Origin of the sequence: Aquimarina litoralis, assembly GCF_039523995.1 — a bacterium.
Lineage (GTDB): Bacteria > Bacteroidota > Bacteroidia > Flavobacteriales > Flavobacteriaceae > Aquimarina > Aquimarina litoralis.
This window is the reverse complement of sequence record NZ_BAAAGE010000011.1, coordinates 1-14,413: the sequence shown is the minus strand read 5'-3', so window position 1 is coordinate 14,413 and position 14,413 is coordinate 1. Positions and strand designations below refer to the sequence as shown.

Genomic DNA, 14,413 nt, shown 5'->3' with positions numbered 1-14,413 from the left:
TAAGCAACATCGGTAGCATTAAATCCTGATAATAACTCTAATCGCTCTGCAGATGGAAGATATTCGACATCTTTTAATGGCTTCTCAAAGCAACCCATCAAAGAAACCAACAACTCTTTGTAATGAACCATCAACCCCTCAACCATAACACTATCGTAAACATCTGTGTTATAGTTTATGTTAAATGATAGGTATTCTCCTATTTCATAAAAATCAATATCCAAATCAAATTTTGAATGAGTGGTTCCTCTATCCTGTATTTCTTGTATTGACTTTTCATCCAAAGTTAAATTCTCTTGTCCTCTTTCTCTGACATTCTGTAATGTAAACATCGTATCAAACAACGGATTCCTACTAGGATCTCTGATTATTCCTAACTCTTCAACCAATTTATCGAAAGGGTACATTTGGTTAGAAAAAGCTGATAAAGTTGACTCTTTGATTACTTTATAGAAAGACCTAAAACTTTCCTCTGAATTTACATAGTTTCTTAATGCCAATGTATTTACATAAAAACCTATTTGATCTTCTAATGAAGTATTATCTCTACCTGCGACAGATGTTCCAACAATGATATCATTTTTAGACGTATACTTATGCATAAGAACCTTCCATACTGCTAACAATCCCATAAATAGACTACCGCCATTATTCCGACAGAATTCTTTTAATTTTTGTGTTGTTTTCCCAGCAATAAATGTTCTTAAATGACGTCCATTATGGGTAACAAATTTGGGTCTTAACTTTGAAGTAGGGAGTTCTACTAAAGGTAACTCCCCTGACAGACTATTTAACCAATACTCCTGAGAATCTTTAGATTCTTGAGTATCTAACTTATTTGATTGCCATGCTGCATAATCTTTATATTGTATCTTAAGCTCAGGTAATTCGGGAATGAAACCTGATTTATATGAATTATAACATGAAATAATATCGTTTATTAATACATCCATGGACCAAGCATCACTAATGATATGATGCATGTTATAATAAAACATATAAGAATCATCTGATATTTGTAATAAACAAGCTCGTAATAATGGACCGTTTTCTAAATCAAATGGTACGTATGCATCTTTTTGCACATATTCTTGAGCACTCCGTTTTGAATCTTCATGATCCCTGAAATCCTTATATTTAATATTAAAGCCCAATTCAGCAGTAGGTAAAACCCATTGTTTAAGTTCTCCTTCATCGTCTTCTTTAAAAACTGTTCTTAAAATCTCATGACGTTTGATAACATAATTAACTGCTTTTTCAAAACTATCTATGTCATATTCTCCATCTAGTGTGATACTATTTGGCATATTATAGGCAACAGAACTTTTTTCAAATTGACTTAATATCCACAAACGCTTTTGGGAATGAGACACCTTATAGTTGATATTATTAGCAACTGATTGGATCTCAATATCATTATTAATATCCAAGTATTTTTTTAGAAATACTATTAGTTCTTGTCTATTAGCTCTTATTTCATTAATAATTTCCTGATCAATTTCCTGGTCGTCATAATCCAATTCTAAATCATTTCCATTTAATGAAATTCCAATATTTTTATGCTCTAATTTTTCAATTAACTTAATCATCTCTATATTTTAATTACATTATTACCTTTTCTTTTTTTCTGTACATTAATTAATTTTAATGCTAATTCAATTTCATTTGAAAGTTCTTTTATATTGGGTTTTGCAAAAAATTCTTTAAGATTAATTTCTATACCGTATAATGCGTGGATTCTTTTTATTAAGGTCATTGCCTTTAAAGAATCTCCTCCTAATTCAAAAAAGTTATCATTAAGTCCAATTCTTTTATATCCAAAAAATGATTGAAATAGATTACACAATTGTTTTTCAATCTCACTTTCTGGAGGTGAGTAATCGGTACTGTTTTCGGGACGGTCTATCAACTCTTCTGAAGCCATATTTTTTTTATCATTGATTTCTTCAGTCTTCTGATTTACCACTATGTTTGGGTCTTTTAAAGAAACTATAAGATTCTGGATACCATTACTTACACTAAAAGTTTTTTCGAATACTTGTATCAAATCTTTGTGTGTTATAGCCCTTTCTCCGATACCAGCCAAATTCAAACAATACCAATTACTGAGTTCTTCACCTTTCAGACTAACAAATAAGTCCATAAATCTATTGGCTGTGGCGTATGCTCCATAAGTTAATCCACCTAATATCGAAGATAAACTGGAAGTTATCCATACAAAATCTAAATCTCTTTCTCTAAAAATAGAATATAGATTAGTTGTACCTTTAATTTTTGGATCAAATTGTTTTTGAGCGGTATCACTTGTTATATTTTCTACTAATTTGAACGTTTTGTTGTCTACATTTCCGGCAGCATGGATGATACCAGAGATAACTCCATGTTCTCTTTCAATCTGTTTAATTTTTGTTTTTAATATCTCATAATTAGTAACATCTGCTTGGTAATAGAAAACTTCCTTTTCACTCTCTTTAAGTTTCTTAAGCTTTTTTATTTTGGAAATTACATTAATATTTGCATCTTCTTTTTTTAGATAATCTTGCCATAATTCTTCTGAAGGAATTTTACTTCTTCCTACAATGATTATTTTGGCATTATACTTTTTTGATAAATAACATGCTAAAACATTACCCACCTCTCCTAATCCTCCAGTGATTAAATAGGTCTTATTATTTGTAACTTGAGAATTAATATTTTTATCTAGGATGGTGATGTTATCATAGAATTCGCTCCACCTGATTTCATTTCTATAGGCGATATTGGTCTCTTTATAATTATATCTTAATTCATCTATTATTTTTGAAATTAATTTGGAGTTTTCTGTATGCTGATCAGTATCTATACTGCAACTAAAGATGTTTGGGTTTTCCTGTGCGCAAACAGAAAATATGGTTTTAATAGTTGATGGAACTAAACTTACCTTTTCGTTTCCTATCACCTTATGATTGAAATTGGAAAGAAAAGTAACTTTTTTCTTAGTATCAGGTTTATACTGGATTAAAGCCTTACATAAATTTAAAACAACTGAAAAAGCATGAAGTATTTCTTCCTGACTTTCTCCTTTAAAATCCCAATTAAAAATTATATTATTAAAATCCTTTTTTTGTGATTCTAATTTTTCAAATAATCGTTCAAAACCTTTTTCAGGATTGACAGAGTACAAAAACTCATCATGTTGCATGAATTTTTCACCTGTCACAACCTCTATTATATTTTGATCATTATTTAACAATCTATTTTTTAAATTTTGTATCAATTTATTTTTACCAGAAAAGAGTAAGTAATTCTGGGGAATGTTATCTTGTATCAATTTTGTATTAAGAAACGATTTTTTCCAATTCGATGAGTAGAACCAATCCGAGACAGATGTTTTAACATTACTTAAAATCCCATTCTTTGTTAATTGTTCAAAAGGATTTACGTTTACATCAAAAGAATAATTACTAAAGGAATAAGTAGGTATAGAAACTTTATTTCTAATTTCGGGAGAATAATATTCATCCCAATCAACATCAACACCATTACTCCAAAGCATTCCAATTCCTTCAGAAAGAGTTTGGTTGTCATTTTTTTCTTCTTTTGGATGTCTTAATAAGGCAACTGACATATTTCTTTCACTAAAATTTTTATTTTGCTTACAAAACGTAGAAAGCGCTTTTCCTGGTCCCACTTCAATAAAACAAGTATTTGCTTTTTTCAGTAAGTAGTCAACTCCTTCAGAAAACTTTACAGATTCTCGTAAATGTTTCACCCAATAATCTGGTGAAATGGCTTCTTCATTAGTGATTGGTTTTCCTGTAAGATTAGAAATGAAAGAAAACTTAGGTACTGAAAAATTAATTTTCTCAAGCTCTTTATTATACTCATCCAAAATGATATCCATCATATTAGAATGAAAAGCATGTGATGTTTTCAATTTTGTAAAGGGTATTTCAGAATAAGATAGCGCTTTAGACAAATTGTCTATACTTTCTTTATTTCCAGAGACCACACAAGAGCTCTCGGTATTAATAGCGGCAATAGATAGATCTGGTGTAAGTAAGTCTTTTATATTATTTTCAGAATTACCTACAGCAAGCATATCTCCTTTCTCTACCTTACTCATTAAGCTTGCTCTTTTTATCAAAATATTTAATGCTTCCTCTAGAGAGAAAACATCCGCAATACAAGCTGCCACATATTCTCCTAAGCTATGTCCTATCATATTAGAAGGTCGTATCCCCCATTTCATAAGGAGTGAAGCAAAGGCATATTCTATTAGAAAAATTACAGGTTGCGCGTAATGGGTATTATTAATTAAACTTTTATCAATTCCCTTTTTGTACTTATAACCAATTATTTCGGAATAATCTGTACCAGTTTTATCATGTAAAATCTGGAAACCTTTATCCATAATAGATCTAAAATATGACTCTTGATAATAGACATCTTTAGCCATATTGTAGTATTGACTTCCTTGGCCGGGAAACATAAATACAATATCTCTTTTTGTACTTGCTAAAAACGTTGACACATTACTCTCTAGTTGTTTTAAAGCTTCTTTTTTATCTCGACAAACGATATAACTGCGGTGTGCAAATGCACTTCTACCTACCTTTAATGTATAGGCAATATCTTCTATGTCAGATTCCTTATTACCTGCTAAAAAAGAAGTCAATTTCTGTTTATAACTAAGTAATGAGTTTTTATTTTTAGCAGAATAAGGTAATATTTGAAATTGCCTTGAATCGTTTCCTTTTTCGATTTTTGGGGATTCTTCTAATACAACATGTACGTTGGTACCTCCTATCCCGAAACTACTTACACCAGCCCTTAAAGGGAGCCCATTATTACTTTTCCATTTTTTTGCTTCGGCATTTACATAAAAAGGACCATCTGCAAAATTAATTTCTGGGTTAGGTGTTTCAAAATGTAATGTTGGAGGAATTACTTTATTTTTTAATGCTAAGGTAGTCTTCACTAAACCTGCTACACCAGCAGCTGCATCCAGATGCCCTACATTTGTTTTCACAGATCCAATAGCGCATTCATGAGATGTATCATAATCAAATGCTTTATTTAGTGCTTCAACCTCAATTGGATCTCCTAATTTTGTTCCTGTTCCATGAGCTTCTATGTATGATATTGTGTTATAAGGAACATTTGCTATTCTATGCGCTAATTTTATACATTCGGACTGACCATTTATGCTTGGGGCTGTGAAACCAACTTTCCGCTTTCCGTCATTATTGACGGCAGAGGATCTTATTACAGCATAAATATTGTCTCTATCATTAATTGCATCTTCTAGTCTTTTTAATACGATTACCGCTCCACCATCTCCTCCAACGGTTCCTGTAGATTTTTCATCAAAAGTTCTACAATGCCCATCTTTAGAACCTATCATCCCTTTTTTAAAATAATAGCCTTTTTTATCTGTTGTTCTTAACCTTATTCCTCCAGCAACAGCCATAGAGCATTCTCTCATTAACAAGCTTCTACATGCCAAATGAATTGAAGTTAGAGAACTAGAACACGCTGTAGAACTATAGTAACTTGGCCCTTTTAAATTAAGACTGTATGATATAAGGGTACTTATAAAATTTTTGTTTGATATCTGAGAAAGATAAAACGGATTGATTTTATTGCTTTGATTCAATAAAGCATGAGCCATCCAATTCATATTATCCGAAGCTGATAACATCAATCCCACTTTACCTCTATAAGAAGTTATATTACATCCTGCATCTTCTAGAGCCGACCAAACTTGTTCATGTAAAATCCTTATTTGCGGATCCATAAAACTTGCCTCATCTTTAGTATATCCAAAAAAAGGATAGTCAAAACTATCTGCATTATCTATGATCGAATTTACTTTAACAAAATTAGGATCGTTAATAACTGTTTCGTCTACTCCTAGCGCTAATAATTCTTTATCGTTATAAAAATGGAGTAGTTCATTGCCCTTAACCAAATTCTGCCAGAACTTTTCAGTATCTTCAGATTTATTAAATTTACAAGAAAGACCTACAATCGCGATGTCTTTTTTTCTTAATTCTTTTTTCATTTGATTTGTTTTAAATTCCCTATTCTTCCATTAAATCAATAAATTCTTCAAATTCTTGCACGGCATTCATGTCTTCTTCTTCAGAGTCTTCTTCCGTTGAATTATAGAAAACATTAGCTACCAATTCACTTATGTTTGGGTATTCGAATAATGCAGTCGGTTTTATTTGAATTTGAAATTCCCTATTTACAATACTAAGAACCTTTAAGAGCTTAATAGAATTCATTCCTATGTCAAAGAAATTATCCATTGTTCCTATTCCTTCTTTTTCTATTCCTAGTTCTTTAATCAAGATATCTAATAGTTTTTCTTCTATTTCATTTTTAGGTGCTGTATATTCAATGCCAGTAGATAATCCAACTCTTTTAGGATCAGGTAGTGATTTTTTATCAACCTTACCATTAATTGTAAGTGGAATTTTTTCTATCTGGACAAAATATCGAGGTATCATATATTGCGGAAGCAGACCTGATAAAAAACTGCGTAATTCGGAGACATTTTGATCTTCTTTTGAAACTAAGTACCCTACTAATTCTTTTTCTTTTAGTTCTGCCTCCACAGCCAAAACTACTGCGTCTGATATATCTTCTTTTAATAATAATTTTTGTTCTATCTCACCAAGTTCAATTCTATGACCTCTAATTTTTACCTGATGATCTACTCTACCAATATATTCAATGCTTCCATCAGGTAACCATCTTCCTAAATCACCTGTTCTATACAAACGTTTACCTTTTACAAATGGATGATCTATAAATTTCTCTTTTGTTAATTCAGCACGATTTACATAGCCTCTTGCCAAACCATTACCTCCTAAACAAATTTCCCCAATAACTCCTATAGGTTGAGTAATATTAAATCTATCTAAGATATATACATTGGTATTTAATATAGGGGTACCTATTTTAATTTCAGCCTCTGTCTGGTTCGAAGAAGCATCGTATACTATGCAACCTACGGTAGCCTCTGTTGGACCATACTCATTATAAATTTTTATATCTGGATTTATATTTTTTAGAACATTTATATGATTTTGATGTAACGCTTCTCCTCCTACAATAGCCATTTCTAAATTTTTAGCTTTTACATCCCATCCTTCTAATAAGCTTATATGGGCAGGTGTTAATTTAATACAAGAAATGTCGCTTTCTAGATAATTAACTAAGCTTTCTAAAACATTATTATTGGATTCGAAAACGGTTAAAGTATTACCACTAATAAGAGGCAGGAATAAACTGGTAACCGTTAAATCAAAGGATAATGATGTGTATAAACCAAAATCAAAACCTGATAAATCATACTTACCATAATAAGATTTTGACCATCTTAGATAATTTACCAGTGATTTATGTTCTATCATTACTCCTTTTGGATTTCCTGTAGAACCTGATGTATATATAATATAAGCTAAATCGCTTGAACAAACTTTTGATGGTATTTTATTATGTCCATATTGTTCTTGGTGTTTTATGAAGTCTTGTATGACGTTCTTATCAATAATCAACTTACAGTTACTATCAGATTCAATATAATTTATCCTATCTTTTGGATAATTTGGGTCAATTGGAATATAAGCCGATCCTGTTTTTAAAATTGCAAATAATGATTTTACTAACCATTCACTCCTATCTAACTTAACACCTATTACGTCCTGTAATTTTATTTGATATTTATCAATTAAATAATTAGCAAATTGATTTGATTTTTCATCTAATTCTTTATAGTTAAATTCCTCCCCTTCAAAAACTAAAGCGATGTTATCCGGATTATTTAATACCTGCTCTTCAAACAAATCTAGCAGTGTTTTATCCTCTGAATATTGAACTACTTCATCATTAAATACGTTTAATAATTTGTTAGTTTCTCTCTCCTCTAAATAATCAAAAGTATCTAATGATTGTTCTTTTGATTCTACGAATTGTTCGACTAAATTATTGAAATGTGATACTAAGGCCTCCATCATTTCGGCTTCATATACTTCAGTATTACATCTGAACTGAACAGTTAAGGAAGACGATTTTGGCACAATTACTATAATAAAGTCATAGTTGGTTTGCCCAAAAGATTCTACAGATTCTATTTCTGATTTTTCGGTTTCATCATCTTGAGTATTGACTTCTATATCATCTTTAATAGCCTCTTGAATTGGAAAATTCTCAAAGATCATAATGTGATTGATCAAATCCATTCCTAATTCACTCTCTGACTGTACCTCTGATAAATTCAGGTAATGATGTGAAGTACTGGAAATGGACTCATCCTGTAACGACTTCAATAGATTCAATGGGGTGTCATCGGATTGATAATTTATACGAACCGGAATCGTATTACTGAACAGACCGATCATATCCTCTACACCTGATAAATCTGCAGGTCTACCCGATACTACCGAACCAAATACAACATCCTGAGTGTTGTTGTATCTCGATAGTAAATACCCCCAAACTCCTTGTATAAAAGTGTTCTGAGTGATCCCTAAATCATTACATAATGTATTCACCTTATCATACAAAACTCCTTCGATTTTCAAAGTATTTCGACGCTCTGTATATCTTGAAGTATCCCCGTCTTTGATCTTACAAGGAACTTCCGAAATATGGTCATACCCCTCTAAATACTCTCGCCAATATGTCAAAGATTCCTCTTTATTAACCTTGCTTAACCAATCAATATAACTCGAATATCGAACAGGTGTCGGTAGATTAACCTCTCTATTTTGATCAATACTTCCCATCAATTCGTAGAAATCATTGATCAAGATACTCATACACCATCCATCCATTAAAATATGATGAAAGCTCCAAATAAATTCATAGGAACCAGATCCTAGATCCAATACTTTTAAGCGCATCTGGGAGGACCCACCTTCTAGGTCAAACCCTTTGGATCTATCTTCTAACTTCATAGTCTCTACATACGCATCCAAAGCATCACCCACTAATCCCTCTGGAGCCTGTTCATAACTGAAATTACTAGGAATATCCTTGCGAACAACCTGTAGTGGAGTACCTCCATAATCATTGGTAAAACTGGTACGTAATACAGAATGTCTCTTTACCAGTTCATCATATGCTTGATGAATCAAATCAACATCTAAGCTCTCTGCTCGTAAACGATAAGATGTCTGCTCAAAATATAAAGAAGTATCACTTTTAGACAACCAATGATAATACATACCTTGTTGTAAAGGAGATAATTCATAAACATCCTCTACATCTCTTTTCATATTAAGTTCTGACAACTCTGCAATACTTAAAGCCTTAAAAGTTAAATCTGAAGGTGTGAGATGATTCTGCTCCTCTTCTGACAACTCTCCTATCAAAATGCTCAAATGATCTTCGTAAGAAGAGATTAGACGGGCTATCGTAGCCTGATCGTGTAATAAATCACAATAGCGTATCGACAGACTTAACTGACCTGAAGTCATCATACCGGAAATATCCAATATCGCATCCTTACCATTACTAGGAGCCATACTCAATCCTATATCTTCAGAAGAATACTCAAAAAGAGAAGTTTCTGAATTACCTATACTATCACCAAAATCTCCTAAATAATTAAATACAATCGATGGAGAAATAGATCCATCAAAATCATCCGTTAGATATTTCAATATACCATACCCAATACCCTTATTAGGAACCTTGCGTAAAGACTCTTTTACCTGTACCAAACTATCACTTCTTTTTTCTGTAGTGCTAACGTCCAAAACAAATGGGTAAATCGAGGTAAACCATCCTACTGTCCTGCTAATATCTACATCTGATATAACCTCTTCGCGTCCATGCCCCTCCATCTTCAAAATACTACGATCCAATCCAAATACATCGCGAATCGCCAAACCTAAACCAGTTAACAAAACATCATTGATCTCGGTATTATAAACTCCATGAACCTTTGTTTGTAAGACTTCGGTGATAGACTTATCTAAAACAAAAGATTGTCGTTTATTAAATTGTATTACAGTATCTCTTGTTCCTTTATCAATAGGAAAATCAGTAATAGAAGAACCACAAACAGTGTCCCAATACATACGTTCTTCTGACTTTGCTAATTTCTGTGAATATTCATGTTGTAATAATGCCCAACGTTGAAAAGAATCTGTCTTCTTAGGTAACACAACAGCCTTATCAGAAATATAACCACTATAAAGAGCTGACAAATCTTCTAACAAAATACGCCATGAAACGCCATCAACAACCAAATGATGAATAATCAATGCTAATCGATCTCCTTCTGGCAATCTAAAATGACCTACTTTAAATAAGGGTCCTGATGATAAATCAATACTAGACTGCAACTCCGATCCTAAGCGACTCATAGTTGCTAAAGCATCTTCTTCTTTTGACAAATCATAAAAATCAATACTATAAGCAGAATCCGAAACTTCTTGGTTTTCCTGAACCCATTCTCCCGATTTATTGAGATACACCATACGTAAAGCATCATGATGTGAAACCAAAGATGAAATACTACGTTCTAAAATATCAACATCTATACGATCCTTACTAGATAATAAAACCGATTGATTATAATACTCGTATACTTTAACTGGGGAATCTTTAAAAAAGTAATGTTGGATAGGGGTTAATATAACTGTCCCTTCTACATCGGATTGATCGATAACTCGTGTATCTAAAATAACATAAAGAGCCAAATCTTCTAAAACAGGATTACGCAAGATATGTTCTATCTTTAGACTATATCCTTGCTGTTTTAATCTAGAGGCAACTTGAATAGATTTAATAGAATCTCCTCCTAGATTATAAAAACTGTCTTTGACACCTATTGGGTTACGTTTTAAAACGGATTCCCAAACACTTACCAAGACCGCCTCTTCTTTATTTCGGGGAGCGATGTATTTAATTCCACTAGACAAGTTTGTTCCAGCCATATCGGTTAGCTGTTTTTTATCAACCTTACCGTTTACAGTTACTGGTATCTCTTCTAATTGAATATAATGTGTAGGAACCATATACTCAGGAAGTATTTCTGACAAATACTTCCTTAAATCACTCATATTCTGTTTCAAATCAGAAACTAAATATGCTACTAATTCTTTTGCTCCATTTGCCTCGGTATGAATCGTTACAACCGCATTCTTTATTTCTTCATTAGCCTGTAAACATTTTTCTATTTCACCCAATTCAATACGATGTCCTCTGATTTTTACCTGATCATCTTTCCTACCCATAAAAGCAATAGAACCATCTGATAAAAACCTCCCTAAATCACCGGTACGATACAAGCGTTTTCCTAATTTAAATGGGTGCGCTATAAATTTTTCCTCACTTAATTCTTTATTGTTCAAATAGCCAAGTGAAATCCCATCACCTGCTACACATATTTCTCCAATAATTCCTAATGGAAGTAAAGCACATTCATTATCTAGAATATATACTTCGGAATTCTCAACAGGCTTTCCAATAGAAATATTTTTATCGGTAATATTTCTATCTAATTTTAATATTGTAGAATCATTTGTATTCTCGGTAGGACCATATGCATTATATAGAGTTATTTTGTTTTCTACTCCTACTTTTGAATAAAAACTTTTAACTACTTCCGCACTTAACTTATCTCCACCGGATATGATATGCTTCAGAGAAGCAATTCTATTTATCTCGTTTTCAGGAAGAATCTCAATAATATTTTGCAATAAAATTGGAGGCATATTTACTTTAGTGACTTCATAATTTTCAATATGATTTATCATGTTATCGAATAAATCTTCTTTAAAATTAGAAGGAGTAATAACACATCTTGCACCTGTTAAAAAAGGTAATAAGTATTCTTCTATCGCTGCATCAAAACTAAATGACCTGTAGAATAGTACCGTATCACTTTGATCTAGTTGATAAAATCTCTTATAAAAATGCACTCTGGAAACCAACGCTCCATGACTTATCATAACTCCTTTTGGCCTACCAGTACTTCCAGAAGTATAAATAACGTAAATCAGGTTTTCTGATTCCCACTTTATATTGGTTTTTGTGTTAGAAAAACTCTGATATTCAACATCATCCACATATATTGGTTCGATGTCTTTTGACTGAAATAATGATGAAAACGCAGTAGTGCTCAATACATATTTTGCTGAGCTATCTTCAATCATAAAATCAATTCTATCCATCGGATAGTTATGATCTACGGGTAAATATGCACATCCTGATTTTAAAATTGCTAATATAGAAACGATCATCTCAATAGACCGGTCTAAACAAACGGGAATTAACTCTCCTTGTTGAATACCAAGATCTATTAGATAGTGAGCCAGTTGATTTGATTGCTCATCAAGTTCTTTATACGTCAACTTCTTGTCTTCCAAAACTATTGCTATACGATTGGGAGCATTCAATACCTGTTCTTCGAATATATCTATGAGGCTTGTATCTTGAGAATACTCAACCGTTGTATCATTAAAAGTGTTTAATAACTTATTCGTTTCTTTTTCGGTTAAGTAATAGAAAGAATTTAGAGTCTCATTAAAGTTAGTGCTGAATTGTTCCAACAAATTCGTAAAATGAGAAGTTATTACTTTAATTAATTCTTTATCATATTTACAACTATCATATATAAATTCAACAGTAATTGAAGAGTCTGTGGATGATATTGTTATATTAAAATTGTAATTTATTCTCTCAAAGACCTCTGCTGATTCTATGGTTATTTCCAAGTTCTTTTGATCTTCAGTATTCTCTATATCTTCCTGAATCGCTTCCTGAATCGGGAAATTCTCAAAAATCATAATATGATTGATCAAATCCATCCCCAAATCACTCTGAGATTGAACTTCTGATAAGTTCAGGTAATGATGAGAAGTACCAGATATTGCACTTTCCTGAATTGATTTTAATAAGGTAAGTGGAGTTGTACTATCTGTATATTTTACACGAACCGGAATCGTATTACTAAACAACCCAATCATATCTTCTACTCCTGATAATTCAGCTGGTCTTCCGGACACCACTGAACCAAATACTACATCCTGAGTATTATTATATTTTGATAGTAAATATCCCCAAACTCCTTGTATAAAAGTGTTTTGTGTAATACCAATATCATTACACAAGGTATTTACCTTTTCATATAGATTTCCTTCTATTTGTAAACTTAATTTTTCTTTTGATTGTTCATCTATATGTTCATTTGATACTTGAGAACTAAAAGGAACCTGAGCTATGTTATGATAATCTTCTAAATATCCTTTCCAATAATCTAATGATGCTTCTTTATCAACTTTGTTTAACCAATCTATATAACTCGAATATCGAACAGGTGTAGAGAGATTTACAGATCTTTCTTGATCAATACTACTCATCAATTCATAAAAATCATTCAGCAAAATACTTATACACCAACCATCCATCAAAATATGATGGAAACTCCAAATAAATTCATAAGAACCTGATCCTAAATCCAATACTTTTAATCGCATCTGAGAGGATTCTCCTTCTAAGTCAAAACCTCTGGATCTATCTTCTAATTTGGAATTCTCTATATACTCTGTCAACCCTTGATCATCTAAACCTGTTGGAGGGATCGCATAACTAAAATTACTAGGGATATCTTTACGAACAATCTGTAATGGAACACCTCCATAATCATTCATAAAACTAGTGCGTAACACAGAATGTCTTTCTACCAACTGATCATATGCCTGTTTTATTAAGGTTATTTCTAAGCCTTCTGCACGTAGTCGATAAGAAATTTGTTCAAAATATAAAGAGGTGTTATTATTAGATAACCAATGGTAGTACATCCCTTGTTGTAAAGGGGATAATTCATAAATATCCTCTACATCTCCTGCTTTGTTAAGAACCGATAACTCCTGAATACTCAAATTACTAAACGTTACATCAGAAGGTGTGAGATGATTCTGCTCCTCTTCTGATAACTCTCCTATCAATATCTCTAAATGTGACTTGTATGAAGCTATCAAACTAGCAATTGTAGCCTGGTCATATAATCCATCACTATAACGTATCGACATGCTTAAACGACCTGAACTCATCATACCTGAAATATCCAATACCGTATCTTGACCATTATCCGATGAGGAACTCAAACCAATATCATCTGAACAATACTCAAATAATGAAGCCTTATTATCGCCAATACCTTCTCCAAAATCACCTAAATAATTAAATACAATCGATGGAGAAATAGAACTCTCAAACTCATCCGTTAGATATTTCAGCATACCATATCCAATACCCTTATTTGGAATCTTGCGTAAGGACTCTTTTACCTGTACCAAACTATCACTTCTTTTTTCTGTAGTGCTAACGTCCAAAACAAATGGGTAAATCGAGGTAAACCATCCTACTGTCCTGCTAATATCTACATCTGATATGACCTCTTCAC

At 32.2% G+C, this 14,413-nt stretch carries 3 protein-coding genes; all 3 read right to left on the bottom strand.

The genetic code is table 11. The features are described 5' to 3' along the window. On the bottom strand, positions 1–1,589 hold a 1,589-nt coding region (locus ABD077_RS24940; RefSeq protein WP_343914920.1), incomplete at its 3' end, for a condensation domain-containing protein. A gap of 2 nt (positions 1,590–1,591) precedes the next feature. Beyond that, a complete protein-coding gene (locus ABD077_RS24935; RefSeq protein ID WP_343914919.1) occupies positions 1,592–6,046 on the bottom strand; it encodes a type I polyketide synthase in 4,455 nt (1,484 codons plus the stop codon). 19 nt (positions 6,047–6,065) lie between these two features. After that, positions 6,066–14,387, bottom strand: a complete 8,322-nt coding sequence (locus tag ABD077_RS24930) for an amino acid adenylation domain-containing protein (protein WP_343914921.1) — start codon at positions 14,385–14,387, stop codon at positions 6,066–6,068. Between the last annotated feature and the right edge of the window lie 26 nt (positions 14,388–14,413).

What these genes read in the sequence shown, in the direction of transcription:
- ABD077_RS24935 (WP_343914919.1), bottom strand. Translation starts at nt 6,046, where the DNA reads ATGAAAAAAGAATTAAGAAAAAAAGACATCGCGATTGTAGGTCTTTCT.